Origin of the sequence: Arenibacter echinorum, assembly GCF_003259375.1 — a bacterium.
GTDB lineage: Bacteria > Bacteroidota > Bacteroidia > Flavobacteriales > Flavobacteriaceae > Arenibacter > Arenibacter echinorum.
In genome coordinates, this window is the sequence record NZ_QLLN01000011.1 from 51,673 (window position 1) to 73,057 (window position 21,385).

Sequence of the window (21,385 nt, forward strand, 5' to 3'; positions counted from 1 at the left end):
TCCAGCACTACTCCCCTATTATCCTAAATATCCAGGTTCTTTCGGCATATTTACCATTAAATTTATTATCCCTTGCCGCTTCTGCTTCACTCAAAGTATCAAACCTTTCCAAATAAACATAGTCCCACTTGGTCCTTTCCAAGTAGAAGAACTTAGCGTCTATACCTCTCTTCTTAAGAGTTTCCACAAAAATATCACGGTACTTGGAAGTACCATAAACATTGCCTATTAGATAAAATCCTGCTTTCTGGCCTTCCAATTTATCCGCTTCCTCGTAATGGCCCTGTGTTACAGCTTTACCAGCCTTCTTTCTGGCTGCAATCATATCCAGATCTTCCTGAATTTTCTTAGCTAAAGCCAGTTCTATAGCTTTTATGGAATCCAATCTTTTTTGCTCCTTCATCTGGACAGCCTTGGCCAGGGCCGCGGCCTCCTGTTCTTCTTTCAACCTTTTTGCTTCAGCCAATTCCTGTGCCACTCTTAATTCTTCCGCAAGCGCTTTCTTTTTCTTGCCTCTTACACGCTTTTGTTTTTTCTCTTTTTTAAGGGCATTTTTCTCGGCCAAAGCCTCTGCTTTGCTGAGCTCTTTTTGCATTTTCTCTTCCTCCGCAATACGATCCCCATCTTCCAATGGAATAACTTCCTCCGGTTTTTCAAGTTCCACAGGCAACTCATCCACCTCGAAACCAACGACCTTTTTGCGTGCATCAGGACTACTTAGTGTATAGGCCGCAATTATTTCAAATGTGGGATCCTGATCCTGTATCCCAGCATCCAAGCCATATTCTATAAGGGCTCCAAATGATAAATGCTTAAAAAATCTTCCGCCCAGACCACCCGATATACCGTAGAAACTATTATAACCACCTTGTAACCAAAATTTATTGGACGATAATAATGCATTCAACCCTACTTGGGTATCCCCATAGGGCACAGATTTTACATACAACATTGGAAGTAGGTATGCATTATCCACCCCACTGAAAAGGGTTACGGGCAATCGATAATCGATCATCCCCAAGTATATCTTTTCATCTGATGCAGTAGCACTATTATTTGTGGAGAAATTATAATCAAACAGGTTTTCTGCAGTAAAACCAACACTGAATCCATCGACAGAAAATCGAACTCCCGGTGCAAATTGCATAATAAATGCATTTTTGGACAATTCCAATTGGGGTAATGAAATTTCAGGATTTGGATTATACCTATCGTCTGCAATTTCACTATTATAACCAAAAACGTTCAAACCAACCGACAGTTTCATATTATTGCCAAAATCGAAGGCATATGCGTAGTTGAGAACTCCACCGGTGTTTAAAAACACCCCTGTATTGTTCTGTACAAAACCGACACCTATAGCCGACTGATTGTTTATTTTTCTGGAATAATTTAAGAAAATGGAAGTAGGATCGCCATCTATGGTCTGCCATTGATATCTGGACCACCAGGCAATAGACTCTGGATTGTTCCTATCCAGTGAAAAAACCGGATTAAACAAACTGGCATTGAATTCGGTTAAATTATGCTGCCTTAAGTCGGTTGGAAGCGCAACTTCTTGGGCATGCGAAAACAATATCGCAAATAAAATAGCATAAATAGCGTACTTTTTATCCATATACAAAAGAACAAAAAACTAAGGGTACTACATACTTTTTTACTGTAATTTTAGTTACTTTACCAGAAGAAGCAAATACCAAAAATAGAATTGACCATGAAACATATAAATCTGCTATTGATTCTTTCATTAACCATTGGTGCTATATCCTGTAAGGAAGATCCGAAGTTACCCTTGGAGTATGCAGAAGATTCTATTTCCACTTATTATTTTATAAGACATGCAGAAAAAGATCGAAGCGATCCTGAAAACATAGATCCGGAATTAAATCAAGACGGGTTGGGTCGAGCCATACGTTGGGCCGAAGTTTTTGACCCTGTTGCCCTTGATGCTATTTATATCACCGATTTTGAAAGAACTGCTATGACCGCAGCTCCTACATCGGTAAAAAAAGAAATTACCCCCCAATATTACGATCCCAAGGCAATCATTATCGAAGAATTTAAAAGACTAAATCTAGGTAAAAACGTTCTTATTGTGGGCCACAGCAATACCACTCCAGAGTTTGTCAATCTCATGTTGGGAGAAGAAAAATATGAACATATGGACGATTATGACAATAGTAGCCTCTTTATTGTACGGATCATAAATGGAAAAGCCACCGACATTAGGTTAAAAATGGACTAATTGGAAGGCTCTACAGAAATATCTTCCAACTCTATTTTTGACAATAATTTCAATTTGTTTTTTTCATAAAGAACATCCACATCATAGAATTCGCTATCCCCTACAGAGGCCCCATAATTTTCATAATCAACAAAACGGATACCTCCAAGGAAGCGTTCGTTATATGCTACCCTAAAGCGGATTCCTCCCCCGTCCACATAAAACTTATACGCTAGGTAGTCGCATTTAAAGGTCTCCTTATTAAACCAATACAGATAAATGTCTTCATAATCCTTTCCTCCGTCTTCCTGATCAAAAGTCACTTTTACCTTATAATACTCCTTGTCCCTTACGGTAACGTGCCCCAATAACTCCTTATTTACAGCGCGATCGTTCAACCCATATGGCAAGTATGCAAAGTAATGTACGGAGTTCACAGAATTTGCGTACAAATTGGCAATGGAATCCTTCAAGGTTACAAGGCTATCGTTAACGAATCGGCTAAACCCTCGGTTACCTCTTACATCTACTACCTTGGTGGAGTCGGTCAATCTAATCCGCTTTAAAATTCTATCTCCGTCTTTCCATTCAGAGGCATATTGATAATCCCTGAATTTATAGAATATATCATTGGCTCTATATTGTTCCCCTCCACTGACAGAAATGGACTTATCAACTATTTCTTGGGCAGAAAGGGTGGTTCGCGCCTTCTCCTTACATGAAACTATCAGAAAAACAAGAGTTAAAATGTATACTACTTTCATTCAATAACTTTTCACATTAATCGCAATGTTTCCAAATACATTACAAAAAAAACATATTTATATTCAAAAAAATTAATTGGATCTAAACTTATGCCCTAATTGCCAATCGGATAATTGTTTCTATTTTTGTCAAACATATGCAGAAAAAAATAAACATAAAGAACAAGAGGGCCCGATTCGATTACGAGTTACTGGATACCTATACGGCCGGTATTGTACTGTCCGGTACCGAAATTAAATCTATCCGGGAAAGCAAGGCTTCCATCTCGGAGAGCTTTTGTGAATTTAATGATCTTGGGGAATTGTTTGTTATTAACATGCAGGTAGACGAATATTCCCATGGGACGCATTACAACCACAAACCAAAAGCAGAGCGAAAACTTTTGCTAAACCGTGGCGAACTGAAAAAACTGGAAAAAGAGGTTAAAAATTCGGGCTTAACAATTATTCCCTTAAATCTCTTTTTGAACGACAGGGGCTTGGCCAAAATGAATATCGCATTGGCAAAGGGTAAAAAACTATTTGACAAACGTGAGACTATCAAGGATCGTGACAATAAGAAAAACCTGGATAGGATCAAGAAAAGCTTTAACAATTAGGACTTTCTTTAATTTTTATCCTCCAATAGGGGCACAAATCTAAAGGATCCCAATTCCTTTTTCTCAAATTCTTTGGCAGATTTACGCACAAACAGTGTCATGACTTGCTCGTCTGTCCCAACCGGTATTACCAACCTACCCCCTACCTTAAGTTGGGCCAATAAAGGATTTGGAACAAATGGTGCCCCAGCGGTCACTATTATACTATCAAAAGGCGCCTCCTCCGGCAATCCTTTATACCCATCTCCAAATATTACTTTTTTAGGCCTATACCCCATCTTTTTAAAAAAGAGATTGGTCTTTTTAAAAAGCTCCAACTGGCGCTCAATAGTATAAACCTTTGCCTTTAATTTTAACAATACCGCGGTTTGATACCCACTTCCTGTTCCTATTTCCAAAATTTTATGATTGGGCTGTACCTGTAAAAGCTCGGATTGAAAGGCCACTGTGTAAGGCTGGGAAATGGTTTGGTCCGCACCAATTGGAAAAGCCTTGTCCTGATATGCGTGATCCTCAAAACTACTATCCAGAAATAAGTGTCTTGGAACGGCGCGGATAGCATCTAGAACGGAACTGTCCAAAATTCCCTTCTCCGTAAGAATGTCTGCCAATTTGTTGCGCATTCCCCTATGTTTTAATGTATCTTTCAATTGTATGGTTTTGGTAGGTAAAGTTAAAAAATGAAAACTTAAAATGAAGAAATCAGAAAATTTACATGCTGCAATCTAACCTATTCTTTCATCTGAAGGTAAATTTAGCTTAGATTTCTTTAATGATTAAAAACCCTAGTTCAATTATATACCCTATTATATTTATCCTATTTTCCGACATTGTATTGTTGACAAAAAAAGATGGGATATAATACTTAACTTTTATTTTTTAGGCCCTTAAACTTACAAACTATCCTTATTTTTGAGGAAAATAAATACATATGCTTAATGTTGGCGTCCTAGGAGCAGGACATTTAGGGAAAATTCACCTTAGATTACTGAATGAGTCCCAAAAATATAATTTGGTCGGTTTTTACGATCCCGATGTCATCAACGGTAAAAAGGTAGCCGCCGAATTCGGCTATACTTTTTTCGATAACATAAACAAACTTATAGATGCCGTGGATGTGGTAGACATAGTTACCCCCACCCTTTCCCATTTCGAATGTGCAAAAAAAGCGATGGAAAAAGGTAAACATGTGTTCATTGAAAAACCCATTACCAATACCCTTCAGGAAGCCGAAGAATTGTTGCAATTAGAAAAAAAGCACCAGGTAAAGGGACAAGTTGGCCATGTGGAAAGATTTAATCCCGCATTTATGGCGGTAAAGGAAAATATTAACAATCCCATGTTCATTGAGACCCATAGGCTGGCAGAATTTAATCCAAGGGGGACCGATGTACCTGTTGTTTTGGATTTGATGATCCATGATATTGATGCCATCCTAAGTGTTGTAAAGTCGGAGGTTAAACAAATAAATGCCAGTGGAGTTTCGGTTATTAGCAACTCACCGGATATTGCCAATGCCAGAATAGAGTTTGAGAACGGCTGCGTGGCCAACCTAACGGCAAGTAGAATTTCCCTGAAAAACATGCGCAAGTCGCGCTTTTTCCAAAAAGATGCCTATATCGCTGTAGATTTTCTGGAGAAAAAAGTGGAAGTAGTAAAAATGAAGGACGCCCCGGAAAAACCAGGGGACTTTGATATGATCCTTCAAAATGCCGAAGGAATAAAAAAACAAATCTATTTTGAAAATCCCGACATAGCCACAAACAATGCTATACTGGATGAGCTGGAGACCTTTGCAGATGCCATAAACAACAACACCGTCCCCGTGGTCTCCTTGGACCAAGGTACCCGGGCATTGAAGGTTGCTTTGGAAGTCATTGCTTCTTTCCAAAAGAAATAGATGCCAGATTTTATATGTTTACATGATAAACAAAGGCATGATATATTAGAATAAAATTCCAAGTAATACGCTACAAATGAAAAACATAGCAGTCATAGGAGCCGGAACAATGGGTAATGGCATTGCCCATGTAATTGCCCAAAATGGATATAAAACCAACCTTATAGATATTTCACCAGAAGCCCTGGACAAGGGTCTCTTAACCATAGAAAAAAATCTTGACAGAATGGTAGCCAAAGAGCTTATCACTGAAGATGTTAAGAAATCTACTTTGGGAAACATAGCTACCTACACCATTCTTGCAGATGGGGTTAAGAAGGTTGACCTGGTTATAGAGGCTGCAACGGAAAACACGGCCCTTAAATTAAAAATCTTTCGGGAATTGGATGCTATTTGCGAACCCACTACCATTCTGGCGACCAATACCTCCTCTATATCCATTACCCAGATTGCCGCAGCCACCAAAAGAGCTGACAAGGTTATTGGAATGCACTTTATGAATCCTGTACCTATTATGCAACTGGTAGAGATAATAAGGGGCTATAGCACCTCTAATGAGGTTACAAAAACCATTATGGATCTTTCCATGGCACTAGGAAAAACACCAACGGAAGTCAATGACTATCCTGGTTTTGTTGCCAACCGAATTTTGATGCCCATGATCAATGAAGCTATTGAGACCTTGTACCATAAAGTTGCAGGGGTCAGCGAGATCGACACGGTTATGAAATTAGGGATGGCCCACCCAATGGGTCCGCTGCAGCTTGCAGATTTTATTGGCCTGGATGTTTGTTTATCCATTTTAAATGTAATGTACGACGGCTTCAAAAACCCAAAATATGCACCCTGTCCATTATTGGTAAATATGGTAACCGCAGGAAAATTAGGTATTAAATCGGGGGAAGGTTTTTATGATTATTCCGAATCCCGAAAGTCCGAGAAGGTTTCCAAACAATTTAATTAGTAGTCCATTGCACTGGTTTACTTCAATCATAAATTTGAGTGTGCATAAAGCCTAGTGTAGATTAATACCAAAAAATAATTGAATGTCCATTAAAGATAATTTAAAAACAATCAAGGATTCGCTTCCTTCCCATGTTCAACTCGTTGCGGTTTCCAAGACCAAGCCGATAGCCGATATCGAAGAAGCCTACGCTGCCGGACAAAGGGTTTTTGGCGAAAATAAAATCCAGGAAATGACAGAGAAGCAGCAAGTGCTTCCCAAGGATATTGAGTGGCATATGATAGGCCATATACAACGCAACAAGGTTAAGTATATGGCAGAATATGTGGCCCTGATCCATGGAGTGGACAGCCTAAAACTATTGCAGGAAATAAACAAACAAGCCAAGAAACATAACAGGATTATCCCCTGTCTTCTGCAAATCCACATTGCCGAGGAGGACACCAAGTTTGGTTTTGACGAGAAGGACCTCAACGAATTGATCACTTCAAATGAAATTGAACAACTTGCTAACATAAAGATAATTGGACTAATGGGAATGGCCACATTTACGGATAACACCCTGCAAATCAGGAAGGAATTTAAACAGCTTAAAAACTTGTTTGAAAAAACCAAATCGGTGCTTCCTCATCTCTCGCAACTATCTATGGGCATGAGTGGTGATTATAAGATCGCGATAGAGGAAGGCAGTACCTTGATACGAGTGGGAAGCAGCATTTTTGGATCTAGAAATTAGCGCACAACCTTACTGTTTCTTTGATGGGAGAATACGTATCTTTGTTTAGTAATCTGAATTAGAAATATTACATGTACGTCATATTAGATATTGAAACTACAGGAGGAAAATACAATGAAGAGGGGGTTACGGAAATTGCTATCCACAAATTTGACGGGCATAAAGTAGTGGACCAGTTCATTAGTTTGGTAAACCCAGAAAAAGAAATCCAACCATTTGTGGTTAATCTTACCGGTATTAACAACAACATGCTTCGTACTGCTCCAAAATTCTATGAAGTAGCCAAGCGCATTGTGGAGATTACGGAAGATGCGGTAATAGTTGCCCATAATGCCCAGTTCGACTATCGGATTTTGAGAACCGAATTCAGGAGATTGGGCTTTAATTTTGAACGCAAGACCCTCTGTACCGTTGAACTGGCCAAGCAATTATTGCCCGATGCCGAATCTTACAGTCTGGGCAAATTGGTGAGGTCTCTTGGAATACCCGTTAGTGACCGCCATAGAGCCAATGGAGATGCCCTTGCTACCTTACAGCTATTTAAGCTTTTACTTTCAAAAGATCTGGACAAAACCATTTTTAAAAGCGTTCTAAGAACAGAGACACAAGGGGAACTATCGCCCAGACAATTGGATATGGTGGATGAACTACCTTCGGAAACAGGGGTCTACTACATGCACAATAAAGATGGTGATATTATATTGCTGGGCAAAAGTAGCAACATCAAAAAAAGGGTAAATCAGTATTTTACCAATAATAGTCCAAAGGCCAGAAGGATCCAGAAAGAAACCAAAAGGGTTTCTTATGAAAAAACGGGAAATGAATTGGCAGCCTTATTAAAAGAGAATGCCGAATTATTGAGGAACAGACCCAAGTACAATAACCACTATAAGAAAAGGCTGTTTTCGCATGGTATTTATCAATCCAATAACCAGAATGGTTATATTGCATTGGCGGCAGAGATTATAAATCCTAAAAAAAAGGCAGTAGCTACCTTTAACAGCCTTCAGGGCGCGGAGAATTTTCTGCATAGCCTCAGGGAGGAGTTTCAATTGTGCAATAAAATAAATGGACTATCACAGGCTAAGATGCACTGCTCCCATTTTGAGAATAATAGTTGCCTAGGCGGATGCATAAACCAAGAACCGGTGGAAGCCTATAATGCAAGGGTAATACAAGCTATTGACAAGTACAGTTTTTCAAAAAAGAGCGTCTTGATCATGGACAAGGGAAGGGAAATTGGCGAACGTTGTGGAATTGAGATCAAAGATGGTGTTTTTAAAGGCCTAGGCTATTTTAATTTAAACCATCAAATCAATAATATTCATATCTTGGAATCCATAATAACACCTATGGAAGGAAATGAGAACACCACCCACATTATCTCATCCTATCTCAGAAAAAAAAAGGTGTTGAAAATTATAGAACTAAATCAGTAGACTTTGAAAATTAAAAAAAGTTGGAAACAAAAGATCCATGAAGTAATCTACGGGACCCATACCCAAGCAGGAAGGCTTTTTGATATCATACTGCTTGCTGTAATCGTCTATAGTGTAATCATTGTAATGTTGGAAAGCATCCCTTCATTCGACGAAAAATACCATAAATTTCTAAACTATTCAGAATGGGTAGTGACAATTTTATTTTCTATCGAATACATTCTGAGGATAATTTCCATCAACCGACCTAAAAAATATATATTTAGCTTTTTTGGAATAGTCGATTTTTTATCCACAATTCCAAAATACCTTTCACTATTATTTGTCGGTTCCCAATATCTAACAGCTTTTAGAATTTTAAGACTGTTAAGGGTATTCCGAATATTGAAATTGGTACGTTTCGTAGGGGAGTCCAACAATCTGGTCAGGTCCATTCATGCCAGCAGAACCAAAATATTTGTTTTTGTTTTCTTTATCCTCATAATATCTATTTTATTGGGAACGGTGATGTACATCGTAGAAGGCCCTACCCATGGCTTTACCAGTATACCACATAGTGTTTATTGGACCATTGTTACCCTTACTACAGTTGGCTATGGGGATATCTCCCCGCAAACCCCCTTGGGGCAGTTTATTGCCACAGTAATCATGATTATTGGTTATGGGGTAATTGCAGTGCCCACTGGGATCGTTTCGGCTGAATATGTAGCTGGGGCGACCAATAAAAAAAATATAGCCCCAGGGAAGACCTGTCCGGATTGTGGTACGGAAATCATGCGTATTGATGCCCATTACTGTAGGGAATGTGGGCATAAATTAAGTGATGATTAATGAACAAAAAAAATCTTATTTCCATTGTTGGACCAACTGCGATAGGAAAGACGACCTTGGCCATAGCCATTGCCAAACACTACAAAACAGAGATCATTTCTGCCGATTCCCGTCAGTTTTACAAAGAAATGTCCATTGGGACCGCTGTGCCAGCCCAGGAAGAATTGGCAAGTGTTCCACATCATTTTATTCAGCACAAAAGCATTTTTGAAGAATACACCGTAGGGGATTTTGAAAGGGAAGCTGTAAAAAAGCTAGAAATACTTTTCGAAGATAACGACACTGTTGTCATGGTAGGTGGAAGTGGTCTATACATTGACGCCATTAAAGACGGACTGGATAATTTTCCCTCAATAGACCCTAAAATCCGGGAATCACTGAACGAAACTTTGATAAACGAAGGCATTTTAAGCCTTCAGGAAAGGCTTAAATATTTGGACAGCGAATATTACGGCCAGGTAGACCTAAATAACCCACATAGGCTTATAAGAGCTCTGGAAGTGTGTATTGGCTCGGGACTCCCCTACACCTCTTTCCTAAAACAAAAAAAAACCGAACGGAATTTTAACACCATTACCATAGCCTTAAATGCAGAAAGGGAGATTATCTACGACCGCATAAACCAAAGAGTGGATATAATGCTGGAGCAGGGCTTATTGGAGGAGGTAGCGTCCTTAAAGGAACAACAGACCCTGAATGCATTGCAAACTGTAGGTTATAGGGAATTATTTAGTTATTTTAAGGGCGATATTGATCTGGATACTGCTATAGCAGAAATAAAGAAAAACACCAGAAGGTTTGCAAAAAGGCAATTGACATGGTTACGAAAAAAAGAGGATATTCTCTGGATTGATTATAAATATGAGTTGAACGAAATTCTGGAGAAGATAGAACAAAAACGAAATGGATAATGACTTTAAGCAACAAAAATATTCTTTTTGTAATTGGGGTTTCCGGCACAGGTAAATCTACCATAGCAAAGTTGTTGGCGGAAAAACTCAACCTACCATTTTTTGACGGGGACGATTTTCATTCGGAAGCCAACATAAAAAAAATGTCCAAAAAAATCCCCTTGACCGACGAGGACCGATATGGGTGGCTGGTTACCCTAAATAAATTAGCGGTGAACAACCAAGAAACTGGAGCTGTCATTGTCTGCTCCGCCTTGAAGGAATCCTACAGAAAATTACTTGAAAATAAAATTGAAGAAAAAGTGGTATGGATTTCCCTGGAAAGTTCTTTCGAATTGCTATTGGAACGCCTACAAAAGCGGAAAGGCCATTTTATGCCTGCCGAGTTATTAAAGTCCCAAATGGACACTTTTGAACCTCCTACCAATGCTATAAAAATATCTATAGAACCTAGTCCGCAAGAAATTGTGGATCAAATACTTAAGGAGTACGAAACTAAATGATATTAAGTGCTAGAGTACATCGTCACCCTTAGTGAAGCAGACCCAAGGGCAATATTATAAAAACAGAAACCCCGCCAATTTCTGGCGGGGTTTGTTCTATTATCGCATTTCCATGAGCTGCGGCTTTTAATTGAAATTATTACAAATAAAAAGCACCAAGAAAAAACCTGGTGCTTCAAAAATTTTAGTTGAGTGATGATTACTCAGTTTTAACCACCAATCTAAACCCTTCTCCATGGATATTCAATATCTCCACGTTTTCATCTTTCTTGAGATATTTACGCAGTTTGGCAATATACACGTCCATACTTCGGGAAGTAAAGTAATTATCATCCCTCCAGATTTTGGTCAAGGCCAATTCCCTGGGCATTAAATCGTTCTCGTGCAAGGCCAATAACCTAAGCAACTCATTTTCCTTAGGAGATAGTTTAATGGCTTCTTCTTCCTTGTATTTCAAGAACCTAAGCTTGGAATTCAATTGAAAACCTCCAATAGTAAATTCAAATTGTTTACTGTCTGCTAGGGAACTGGAAGACTTTCTTTGAATTATAGCTTTAAGTTTCATCAATAGCACTTCCGAATCAAAAGGCTTGTTCAAATAATCATCTGCACCAGCTTTATATCCTTTAAGAACATCTTCTTTCATGGTCTTGGCCGTAAGAAAAACGATGGGTACATTTTCGTTCTTTTCACGGATTTCCTTGGCAAGTGTAAAGCCATCCTTATAAGGCATCATTACATCCAAGATACAGACATCAAAATTGTCCTTCTTAAATTTTTCAAAACCTTCCATTCCGTTTTTTGCCAATGTAACGTCAAAATCGTTCATTGCCAAGTAATCTTTAAGTACAATTCCAAAATTGGGATCGTCCTCTACGAGTAATATTTTCTTATCTACTGTTTCCATTATTGTTTTAAATTAAAGGTAGTTTTATATAAAAAGTGCTTCCTTTTCCTTTTTCACTTTCCGCATAAACCTCGCCTTGATGATCATCAACTATTTTTTTTACGTAAGCAAGCCCTAAACCGTGCCCCTTAACATTGTGTATATCTCCTGTATGTTCCCTATAGAACTTTTCAAAAACCTTTTTTAGTACTGCCTTGCTCATTCCTGCTCCCTGATCTTGCACTTTTATTATGATATAATTCCCGACCACTTCGGTAAAAACATCAATCTTGGGCACTTCTGGTGAATATTTCACCGCATTATCCAATATATTCACTATAACATTGGTAAAATGCATCTCATTGGCCAATACCTCTGAGCGTTCCGCCTTTAAATGTGGCTTAATATATCCTCCCCTATCCGCAACTATAAGTTCTACATGGGTAATGGCATCCTCTATTATGTCGTGTATATCCGCCCTATCCTTACTAATATCCAACTGATTTTTTTCCAACTTGGATATCCTCAATACATTTTCCACCTGCGCATGCATTCTCTTATTTTCGTCCCTTATCATTTGCAAATAGCGCAGTACCTTCTCCTTATCATCTATAATCTTAGGATTCTTTATTGCTTCAACCGCCAAATTTATAGTAGCAATTGGAGTTTTAAACTCATGCGTCATATTATTGATAAAGTCCGATTTAATCTCTGAAATCTGCTTTTGTTTTATCAACTGGTAGATGGCACTGGAATAGGCCACTACGATAACCAAGGTAAACGTCAGCGACAAAATTGCCATCCCGAGAATGGACTGTATAAGGAACCTTTTCTTTTTGGGAAAGGTTAGCAAGAGGGAAAAATTGGTATTCCCTTCACTATCCTTAAACAAAGGTGCCTTATAAAGTGTGGTCTCCGAGAACTTGAATTTTTTGGATTTCACCTTGGTAGGCAATCCTTTGCTATAAACCCCGTATTCGTAGTCTATATCTATGCCCCTATTTTTTAGTTCCCGCCCAAGAAACAATTCTATTTCCTGTTTGGAAACGCGTTTATGGATAGACCTGGATTTGGCCTGTTCCCTAAAAACATCATCCAATGCCGCCTTATCTATAGAGGAGAGTCCTCCGATTTTCTCGAGCTTTTGGACGGGTGTCAAGGAATATTGCCTGCCGTCCAGACCAAAATCTTCTTTGTAAATTTCGGTTGTTCTGGTGCTAGTAATATTTCTAAAGGTCGTGGTGTCCAAGCCTATATCAAAGAACGTAGATGCCATATTGTAATCCTCCTCCAAAATACCATGGGTATAAAACCGTATTTCATTGGAATTAATATCACGATCAAAAAAGAAAAAATTCTTAAGATGGGTAGCCTTTGGCTTTCCAATACTATCCTTCAGTTTGTAAAACTCATTAAGATAATCCTGTACCTCCCGCTTTTCAATATTCTCTACAACCCTACTCAATATTTGGTTGATTGTGTTTGAAAATTGTTCTTCCTTGTCCGCTACCGACTTATTTATCCAATAACTCTGAACAAAGATGATTCCTATTAGGGAAAGGCTCATTAAGACTACCAAAAGACCAAATAACCTCTTATTCATTTATAAACAAAATTAGAAATTTAACATTTAGCGAATTGCACGTTTAACCTAACCTTAACAAAAATGTTAAAATTTCGCGCTTAAGCCCTTATTTTAAGTAATTTATGGTGAATTCTGGAAACTTCCCTTTCCGTTGCCTCCAGTCCAATATTTTCAATTATGAAGTCTGAAAGCTTCTCTTTTTCACTATCTGGCCATTGATTATCAATTCGTTCCATTACCGCTTCGGCCGTGGTTCCGTCCCTATCAACAACCCTTTGTATTCTGATATCCCTTGGTGAGGTCACTAAGATTATTTTGTCATAAAATTCGTTGGTCCCATTTTCGAATATAATGGCAGCTTCCTGGATTACATAAGGTGCATTCTGGCGTTTGCACCAACTTTTAAAATGACGTCTCACAGCAGGATGGACTATATTATTGAGGCCCTGCAATAATTTCTTATCGTTGAACACAATTTTGGCGATATACTTCTTATTGGGCTCCCCTTCCAAATAACTATCCTTGCCCAATAATGTCTCAATATCCCTTTTAATCTTTTTTGAACTGACCATTAAATTCTTGGCCTCAAAATCGGAATTATATATGGGCACCCCCAATTTTTGGAACATGGATCCTACAGTGGATTTTCCACTACCAATACCGCCTGTTAAGCCAACGATCATCATTGTCTCTTGAGTATAAATTCTACTTTATTCTCCCTTAGCTGCACCACATTGACGCTATCGGGCTTTTTGGTCAATTTCAGGTCCAAAACATTTTCATTTTTGTCCTTTAGGCTGGAATAGTCGGCAGTAACCACAAAATCTGACACCGCCAATTCCTTAATAGCACTTAAACGTCCCCTGCACAAAACCGAAACTATTTCAGGAAAAGTTCTAATCCCCACTCCTTCAGGCACATTGACCACCTCTACTGGCACCTTAAAAACCTTTTCGGAAAATTTAAATATTTTGGCCGATAGGGTTACGCTATGATCTGAGTATTTGGTGTTTTTTAAATTAGGCGGCAGAATCAATTTTAATTTCTTAGAAATATCATTGGTCGTATGTGGCAGCACCAGGGTTTGGGTAGTAATTCCAGTCAAAGTATCAATATCTGTTTTAGGCCCCATTACGGTGATGGAATCTGGCAACAAGGTATAGTTATTATCCATTAGGTAATTTTGTTCCAGATCAATTGTCACTTTAGGAAGTACTGGTACCTTTTTTTTGTAAAGCTTTTGAAAATTAAAAAACAACGTATCCCTGTCCATATCCTCAACCCTTATAAATTTAGAAAGTTGATTTTCTATTTGACTTCTATAGGTTGTTGGGGAAACAAAATATTTGGGACCTTTTTTTTCCAATTGGGATAGGTCCACCTCTACAGTTTTATTTTTAAAACTGAACATCAAAAATTGAAACCCACTGGCCCTAAGCCTAACCTTAATGTTCCTTTTGGAAACACCGTTTAGCAATAAGCTGTCCGGAGTGCTGCCGTAATAAATATCAAAGGTGGCATTATTGGTATATTGTTCTCCCAAATTGCTAATAAACCAAGCGAGACTGGAACATAATAGAAAGACCAGAAACAGTTTAACCTTTCTTTTATTGAGCCCTTTTTTAATTTTATCTATCAACTTATTACAGAGTTTTAAAGAAAAGCTTAGGAAATAACTCCTCCGGTTTCTTATTACTTAACGCTATTAGAATCGAATTTTTTAAAAACCCAAAACCGTATCCTACAAATTGGATGACCACGGCTATCAATGATAGCGCGGCCACCTTAAAATTTTTATTGACCACCAATGAATGCACAAATAGTAAACCAAAATATAAGGCATAAATAGATATTGGCCATAAAACCCCTAAAACCAATAAGGCAAGAGCCCCAGCAAATCCGAAACAGAACAAGGTAGGGAACCAATAAGTAATTTTGACACTGTCCGGATGCCAATGATTTAAAATGGGCCTTACCATTCCAAATTTCTTGACCTGGGTATAAAATTTATTCCAATCTATTCGCCGCTTATGATATACAAAGGCCTCCTCTATCAATTTTGTTTCAAATCCCGCTTCCCATATTCTAAAGGTAAGGTCCGGATCTTCTCCAGGATGTATATTCCCATATCCAAGGGTTTTTTCAAACGCTGTTTTAGATATTCCCATATTAAAGCTCCTTGGTTGAAATTTGCCCACAGCCCTCTTATTCCCCCGTATTCCTCCAGTGGTGAACACAGAGGTCATGGCATAATTAATAGCCTTCTGTACATTGGTGAAAGAAGAATGTGCTGCATCAGGTCCCCCATAACAATCCACATAATTGTGCGTCAAAGATTTTTCCACCACCGACAAATATTGGCTAGGAATTATACAATCGGAATCCAGCACAATAAAGTAATTACCGCGGGCACGATTCATTCCATAATTTCGGGAATCACCGGGACCGGAGTTTGTCTTCTTTAAATACGTTATGGACAAATTGTCCTTATACTTTTCCACAATTTCCTCCGAACTTTCGGACGAACCGTCTTCCACGACAACCACCTCAAAAGATTTATCGTAGTCCTGTAATGAAAGGCTTTCCAGCAATTCATTGATCTCATTGGGTCTGTTGTAAACCGGTACTATAAAAGAAAAGAATAAATCCATTGAGATTTGGTATAAATTAAAGACGTGAAACAAACGTATACGCCTAACCTTAAGCCTTGCTGCAACTGCATTGAGCTAATTAAATAATACGCAACCGCGGTATTTGCACTAATATAAGGTTAGTTCAAAGGTGTGCTACCGCTATACCTAAAGGGTTAATCGGAAAAACTATCAATTATTTCCTGACTAACACCTGTGTTGGAAAAACCACCGTCATGAAACAAATTCTGCATGGTAACCTTTTTGGTCAAATCCGAAAAAAGGGTAACGGTATAGTCCGCACAATCCTGAGCCGTTGCATTTCCCAAAGGAGACATCTTATCGGCATAGGAGATAAAACTGTTAAACCCTTTAACTCCTTGTCCCGCAGTTGTAGCTGTGGGAGATTGGGATATGGTATTCACCCTTACCTTCTTCTCCTTGCCAAAAAAGTATCCAAAACTACGGGCAACCGATTCAAGATACGCCTTATTGTCGGCCATATCATTATAATCCGGAAAGGTTCGCTGAGCGGCCATATACGTCAAAGCTACGATGCTGCCCCATTCGTTCATGGCATCTGCCTTGTACAGGCTCTGCATTACTTTGTGAAAAGATAGGGCGGATACATCCCAGCCTTTGGTGGTAAAATCATATTTCTCATCCGTATAGTCCCGGCCTTTACGCACGTTGACGGACATCCCAATAGCGTGCAATACAAAATCTATTTTCCCTCCTAGGATCTCCATGGCTTGCGTTACCAAATTATCCAAGTCTTCTACGCTTGTGGCATCTGCAGGAACAATCTTGGAACCTGTCTTTTTTGCAAGTTCGTCTATCTGTCCCATGCGCATAGCTATGGGTGCATTGGTAAGGACAAAGGTTCCTCCTTCTGCATGTATGGTTTCTGCAGTTTTCCAAGCTATGGAATTGGCATCCAATGCTCCAAAAATAATTCCCTTCTTTCCTTTTAGTAAATTAAACGACATAGTCTATTTTCTTTGTGAATTTTAGATCGTCAAAGATATTAAAAATTAGTGGGTAGACCGCAGAAAGAACAAGCTAGAAAAGTTGGCCATCCTATTATCGGAACATCATATTTTATAGGATATAGGCACAAAAGGATTAATATTGTTGCATATTAAAATGTCTACAAACATCACCAAATGGCAGTCGAGATTTCCATATCCATTCAGCCAAAAGTTAATCCAGTAACTGCCTGGCATGTGCCAAAGCTGAATCGGACAAGGTTTTTCCTCCCAACATTTCTGCCAGTTCTACCACTCTTTCTTCCGAAGAAAGCCTTTTCATTTTAGTATTGGTCCCCATCAATTCTTCCTCCTTGTACACCTTAAAATGATGTACACCTTTGGCCGCCACCTGTGGTAAGTGGGTGATAGAAAATATCTGCATAGTATTGCTCATACCCTTCATAATATCTCCCATTTTATTGGAAATCTCCCCAGATACTCCAGTATCTATCTCATCGAACATCATGGTAGGCAGCTGTTCGTACCTTGCCAAAATAGCCTTAATGGTCAACATGATCCTTGAGAGTTCACCGCCAGAGGCCACCTTCTTAAGGTCACCATAGGCAGACCCCTTGTTCGCAGAAAACAAAAAGCTGAGATCGTCCTTTCCTGTGAGTTTAAATTCTTTGGAGGGCGAAATTTCAATTTTAAAGGTTGCACTTGCCATCCCTAAGTCGATCAAAGTTTCCTCCAATTGCTGTTTCAACTTTGGAATAACCAACTTTCTTCTCTTACTTATATTGGAAGCTTCAGTGTTCAAAGCAGTTTCCAATTGATGCAACTCCTTCTTTTTACGATCTATATCGGCAACAACATTCTCGGTTGCACTTACCTTTTCATCCAAGGCATTCCTTATTTCCACCAATTCTGGAATAGTCTGGACCTTATGTTTCTTTAGAAGATCATAAAGCAATTGAAGTTTGGCATTTACCTGCTCCAACAATTGTGGATCCGCATCTACCTTATCATTTAGAATATTGAGTTCGTTGGAGATATCATCCAACTCAATAAACACTGATTTTATTCGTTCATTTATATCCGAATAATGGTGCCCAAAACTGGCCAACTTATTGGATACCTGTTTCAGCTCCGTAAGCAGGTTTACCAGCCCAATCTGCTCATCATTTAATAGCTGCTGCCCATGGGACAATTGCTCCAGAATAATTTCCACATTGTTAAGCTGTTCGTACTGCTCCTCCAATTCTTCCAATATGCCCTCTTTTAAAGGAGCTGAAAGTAATTCCTGCAACAGAAAACTATTATACTCGTGTTCTTTGGTAGCACTATTCTGAAAATCTACAAGTTTTTGTAATTCCTTTTGTGTAGATTGATATAACAGCAATTTTGATGAATAGGCCGTCAACACTGGTCCATTATCTGCCAGGGCATCTATAACCTTTAATTGAAAATCATTATCCGCAAGTCGTAAAGTTTGATGCTGTGAGTGCACATCTATCAATTGATCTCCCAATTGGGATAAAATATCCAAGGTAACCGGGGAGTCATTGATAAAAGCCCGGGATTTACCGCTGGGCAAAATCTCCCTTCTAATGATGGTCTTCGCCTCATAATCCAGGTCATTTTCCCCGAAAAATGATTCCAAACCGTATTTGGATATTTCAAATTCCGCCTCTACGATGCATTTATCCTCCTTTTCCCTTAAGGAGGAAAGGTCGGCCCTTTTACCCAATACCAAGGACAATCCACCCAACAAAATGGATTTACCGGCACCCGTTTCACCTGTTATTACCGTAAAACCATTGGTAAACTTAACGTTTAAATGGTCTATTAATGCGTAATTCTTTATGGAAAGATTTGTCAGCAAAGTTTATTATCTAAGATTGCCGTAAAGATAATTTATATTGCTTTGGAAAAAAATGTGTGGTAAAAAATTTCTATCCACAAAATCCCGATGTGGGACCAAATAACATTGTAACAGGGAGTCGGATCAAAATTTTATTTCGCTCCAAGTGGAAGAATAAAGTGGGGCTATTTTGTTCAAGGTTTGTTTAAGCTGTACAATATCCACTTTGGGACCGTCGGAAAATACGTTTTGTATTTCCTCCGACTTTGCATCAAAAAAAGTTTGAATTAAAAAAGCGTTGGGATGTCTACCTCCCAAGGTCTCCAGTAAACGCATGGTACCAGCAACTACCTGCTTCCCTGTGCTATTATTATCGGCCAGAACATCCAAACCCTTTCTGTGGTAATTGTACATTGCTATTCTGTACTCCCGGTATGAATTGGACAGAAGGTTGTCCACCAACTCAAACCTACTTCTTTGCCCAGATGTCTGGGTCCATCCTGAATAACCAGCACTTTGGGCCAAAGTAACAACTTGTTGCGCTTTTTTATAAAATTCGCTGCCCCCTTCCAATGAAAAAGTGTCAGCATCCAAACCAAGAATAATATAGGTATAGTAAGATATTACCCCTACCAAATTGGAAGTAATATTGTTTTCATTTAAGATCAACGGCTGAAACTCTATATAATCAAAACTGAGCTGATTGTCCTTGTAATTGAAAATAGGGCTGTCATAGGAGGTGTTAAAAACAGGCCTTGACGATTGAATCTGAATATTCCCTTTAAATCTACTGGATTCATACTCCGTAATAGTAATGAACATTTGGGCATTCACCCTTTCATTTTCCTTGTAGACCCGATTGGACCACCTGTTCTTATTCACAAAATCATTTAAGGAACGCTCTAGGGTCTTGAAAATTTGCTGATTGGTCTGCCCTACCTGATCCGAATTTAAGGTAACCACGCAATTTAATTCCTGAGCTCCCAAGCCTATGGAAGTTATAAAACAAATTATAGTTAAAAATAGATTACGCATGGATCCTGTTCTTGATTTCATTTAAAATATCCAAAGCCACCTCTGCCTTGGTTTTTAACTCAAACGTTTTAATATCCAAATTCTTATCTATAAACGATATTTTATTGGTCAATTTTCCAAAACCTGCACCACTATCGTTCATGGAATTTAAGACAATGGCGTCCAAATTTTTCCGTTTTAATTTTCCTATCGCGTTTTCCACCTCGTTTTCGGTCTCCAGCGCAAAACCAACCAGAAACTGCTCCTTCTTCATTTCTCCCAAGGAAAACAGGATATCCTTGTTCTTTACCAGAGTAATGGTAAACTCCTCCGAAGTTTTCTTTATTTTTTGTTCGGCCACTAATTTAGGTCTGTAATCAGCTACCGCCGCAGCGCAAATAACGATATCCATTTCTGGGTACAAAGCTACAGTTGCATTATACATTTCATCGGCCGAAGTTACTTTAACAAGATCTATCTGGGTATGTTGCACGCTTAAATGGGAAGGCCCGGATACCAAGAATACCTTGGCCCCCAGATTAGCCGCATTTTTGGCCAACTCGTAGCCCATTAGACCCGATGAGTGATTTCCGATAAACCTAACCGGATCAATGGCCTCATAAGTGGGGCCAGCCGTTATCAATACTTTCTTGCCACATAGCGGTAGCCCCTTGCCAAGATGATCATTGATAAAATCCACAATATCCTCGGGTTCGGCCATACGGCCCTCCCCTACCAATCCACTGGCCAACTCCCCTGATGTAGCCGGAATCATTACATTCCCAAAAGACAATAACTTTTTAAAGGTAGCTGAAGTGGATGGATGTTTATACATATCCAAGTCCATCGCCGGAGCAAAGTAAACAGGGCATTTTGCCGAGAGATAAGTGGCCATCAATAAATTATCACAGGTACCGTTGGCCATTTTGGACAGGGTATTGGCCGTAGCCGGGGCAATTAGAACTATATCTGCCCAAAGTCCCAATTCCACATGATTGTTCCAGGAAACAGTTCCGTTTTCCTCATCTACAAATGAAGATAGTACGGCATTCTTGGACAGGGTAGCCAAGGTTAAGGGGGTAACAAAAGAGCTGGCGCTTTCCGTTAAAACAACTTTAACGTTAGCGCCAGCTTTAATAAGTAAACGAACCAAAAAGGTGGTTTTATAAGCAGCTATACCCCCAGTAATGCCTAAAAGTATATTCTTGCCGCCCAACATCCTTTAAGCGTCTTTCTCTGTATTCCTGTGATAAATCTTATCATCCAACCACTCCTTTACCGCCAATGCATGTGGCTTGGGCAGTTTTTCGTAGAATTTAGAAACCTCGATCTGCTCCTTGTTTTCAAAAACTTCCTCCAAACTATCACTGTAGGTGGCAAACTCTTCCAACTTCTCCAAAAGCTCTTTTTTAATTTCAGAATTAATCTGAACAGCTCTTTTAGCAGTTATTGAAATTGCCTCATAGATATTTCCAGTTTTGGCATCAAAATCATTTTTATTGATCGTCACCGTGGAAACAGGAGCCTTCGAGTTTTTTAAATCGTTCATATTCATATCAAATCG

At 38.9% G+C, this 21,385-nt stretch carries 22 protein-coding genes; 9 read left to right on the top strand and 13 right to left on the bottom strand.

Translation table 11 applies throughout. The features are described 5' to 3' along the window. Positions 1–7 precede the first annotated feature (7 nt). Complete coding sequence (locus tag LV92_RS20690) at positions 8–1,618, bottom strand: PorP/SprF family type IX secretion system membrane protein (protein WP_111625503.1); 1,611 nt, start codon at positions 1,616–1,618, stop codon at positions 8–10. A gap of 96 nt (positions 1,619–1,714) precedes the next feature. On the opposite strand from LV92_RS20690, the gene LV92_RS20695 reads away from it, so the two are divergent. Then, positions 1,715–2,245 carry a SixA phosphatase family protein gene (locus LV92_RS20695; RefSeq protein WP_111625504.1) on the top strand — a complete coding sequence of 177 codons (531 nt, stop codon included), beginning with the start codon at positions 1,715–1,717 and terminating at the stop codon, positions 2,243–2,245. Here LV92_RS20695 and LV92_RS20700 read toward each other — a convergent pair. Beyond that, positions 2,242–2,988 (bottom strand): DUF6503 family protein, encoded by a 747-nt coding sequence (locus tag LV92_RS20700; RefSeq protein ID WP_111625505.1) that lies wholly within the window; start codon positions 2,986–2,988, stop codon positions 2,242–2,244. The two genes, LV92_RS20695 and LV92_RS20700, sit on opposite strands and share 4 nt — an antisense overlap. A gap of 137 nt (positions 2,989–3,125) precedes the next feature. Here LV92_RS20700 and smpB point away from each other — a divergent pair, with 137 nt between their 5' ends. Further along, a complete protein-coding gene (gene smpB, locus LV92_RS20705) occupies positions 3,126–3,587 on the top strand; it encodes an SsrA-binding protein SmpB (RefSeq protein ID WP_111625506.1) in 462 nt (153 codons plus the stop codon). An 8-nt stretch (positions 3,588–3,595) separates the two neighbouring features. On the opposite strand, the gene LV92_RS20710 is transcribed toward smpB, so the two are convergent. Continuing rightward, entirely contained in the window at positions 3,596–4,237 is a 642-nt protein-coding gene (locus tag LV92_RS20710; RefSeq protein WP_111625507.1) for a protein-L-isoaspartate(D-aspartate) O-methyltransferase, read from the bottom strand. 281 nt (positions 4,238–4,518) lie between these two features. Between LV92_RS20710 and LV92_RS20715 the strand changes: the two genes are divergently transcribed. From LV92_RS20715 to LV92_RS20745, 7 genes are all read left to right on the top strand, one after another. Further along, a complete protein-coding gene (locus tag LV92_RS20715) occupies positions 4,519–5,487 on the top strand; it encodes a Gfo/Idh/MocA family protein (protein WP_111625508.1) in 969 nt (322 codons plus the stop codon). A 76-nt stretch (positions 5,488–5,563) separates the two neighbouring features. Continuing rightward, on the top strand, positions 5,564–6,451 hold the full coding sequence (locus tag LV92_RS20720) for a 3-hydroxybutyryl-CoA dehydrogenase (protein WP_111625509.1): 888 nt from the start codon (positions 5,564–5,566) through the stop codon (positions 6,449–6,451). An 82-nt stretch (positions 6,452–6,533) separates the two neighbouring features. Further along, positions 6,534–7,187 carry a YggS family pyridoxal phosphate-dependent enzyme gene (locus LV92_RS20725; RefSeq protein WP_111625510.1) on the top strand — a complete coding sequence of 218 codons (654 nt, stop codon included), beginning with the start codon at positions 6,534–6,536 and terminating at the stop codon, positions 7,185–7,187. A 71-nt stretch (positions 7,188–7,258) separates the two neighbouring features. Then, positions 7,259–8,626 carry an exonuclease domain-containing protein gene (locus LV92_RS20730; RefSeq protein ID WP_111625511.1) on the top strand — a complete coding sequence of 456 codons (1,368 nt, stop codon included), beginning with the start codon at positions 7,259–7,261 and terminating at the stop codon, positions 8,624–8,626. 3 nt (positions 8,627–8,629) lie between these two features. Further along, entirely contained in the window at positions 8,630–9,457 is an 828-nt protein-coding gene (locus tag LV92_RS20735; RefSeq protein WP_111625512.1) for an ion transporter, read from the top strand. Further along, the gene (gene miaA, locus LV92_RS20740) at positions 9,457–10,368 is read left to right on the top strand and encodes a tRNA (adenosine(37)-N6)-dimethylallyltransferase MiaA (protein ID WP_111625513.1); all 912 of its coding nucleotides are present in this window, start codon (positions 9,457–9,459) and stop codon (positions 10,366–10,368) included. Before LV92_RS20735 ends, miaA begins: the two co-directional genes overlap by 1 nt. After that, on the top strand, positions 10,368–10,871 hold the full coding sequence (locus tag LV92_RS20745; protein ID WP_111625514.1) for a gluconokinase: 504 nt from the start codon (positions 10,368–10,370) through the stop codon (positions 10,869–10,871). The genes miaA and LV92_RS20745 overlap by 1 nt, the downstream gene beginning before the upstream one ends. Positions 10,872–11,070: 199 nt before the next feature. Here LV92_RS20745 and LV92_RS20750 read toward each other — a convergent pair whose 3' ends face one another. The 10 genes from LV92_RS20750 to LV92_RS20795 form a co-directional block, all read right to left on the bottom strand. Beyond that, complete coding sequence (locus LV92_RS20750; protein WP_111625515.1) at positions 11,071–11,778, bottom strand: response regulator transcription factor; 708 nt, start codon at positions 11,776–11,778, stop codon at positions 11,071–11,073. Positions 11,779–11,785: 7 nt separating this feature from the next. Further along, positions 11,786–13,360, bottom strand: coding sequence for a sensor histidine kinase (locus LV92_RS20755; protein ID WP_111625516.1), 1,575 nt, complete (start codon positions 13,358–13,360; stop codon positions 11,786–11,788). An 80-nt stretch (positions 13,361–13,440) separates the two neighbouring features. After that, positions 13,441–14,028 (bottom strand): dephospho-CoA kinase, encoded by a 588-nt coding sequence (gene coaE, locus LV92_RS20760; protein ID WP_111625517.1) that lies wholly within the window; start codon positions 14,026–14,028, stop codon positions 13,441–13,443. After that, positions 14,025–14,981, bottom strand: a complete 957-nt coding sequence (locus tag LV92_RS20765; protein ID WP_111625518.1) for a CdaR family protein — start codon at positions 14,979–14,981, stop codon at positions 14,025–14,027. The genes coaE and LV92_RS20765 overlap by 4 nt, the downstream gene beginning before the upstream one ends. 4 nt (positions 14,982–14,985) lie before the next feature. Beyond that, positions 14,986–15,993 carry a glycosyltransferase gene (locus tag LV92_RS20770; RefSeq protein ID WP_111625519.1) on the bottom strand — a complete coding sequence of 336 codons (1,008 nt, stop codon included), beginning with the start codon at positions 15,991–15,993 and terminating at the stop codon, positions 14,986–14,988. Positions 15,994–16,148: 155 nt separating this feature from the next. Further along, positions 16,149–16,961: an enoyl-ACP reductase FabI gene (locus tag LV92_RS20775; RefSeq protein ID WP_111625520.1), complete on the bottom strand. Its 813-nt coding sequence runs from the start codon at positions 16,959–16,961 to the stop codon at positions 16,149–16,151. Between the two features lie 214 nt (positions 16,962–17,175). Beyond that, positions 17,176–18,828 (bottom strand): DNA repair protein RecN, encoded by a 1,653-nt coding sequence (gene recN, locus LV92_RS20780; protein ID WP_111625521.1) that lies wholly within the window; start codon positions 18,826–18,828, stop codon positions 17,176–17,178. A 123-nt stretch (positions 18,829–18,951) separates the two neighbouring features. Beyond that, the gene (gene porD, locus LV92_RS20785) at positions 18,952–19,842 is read right to left on the bottom strand and encodes a type IX secretion system protein PorD (protein WP_111625522.1); all 891 of its coding nucleotides are present in this window, start codon (positions 19,840–19,842) and stop codon (positions 18,952–18,954) included. After that, entirely contained in the window at positions 19,835–21,040 is a 1,206-nt protein-coding gene (gene coaBC, locus LV92_RS20790; RefSeq protein WP_111625523.1) for a bifunctional phosphopantothenoylcysteine decarboxylase/phosphopantothenate--cysteine ligase CoaBC, read from the bottom strand. Before coaBC ends, porD begins: the two co-directional genes overlap by 8 nt. A 3-nt stretch (positions 21,041–21,043) precedes the next feature. Next, complete coding sequence (locus tag LV92_RS20795; protein WP_072864859.1) at positions 21,044–21,376, bottom strand: DNA-directed RNA polymerase subunit omega; 333 nt, start codon at positions 21,374–21,376, stop codon at positions 21,044–21,046. Between the last annotated feature and the right edge of the window lie 9 nt (positions 21,377–21,385).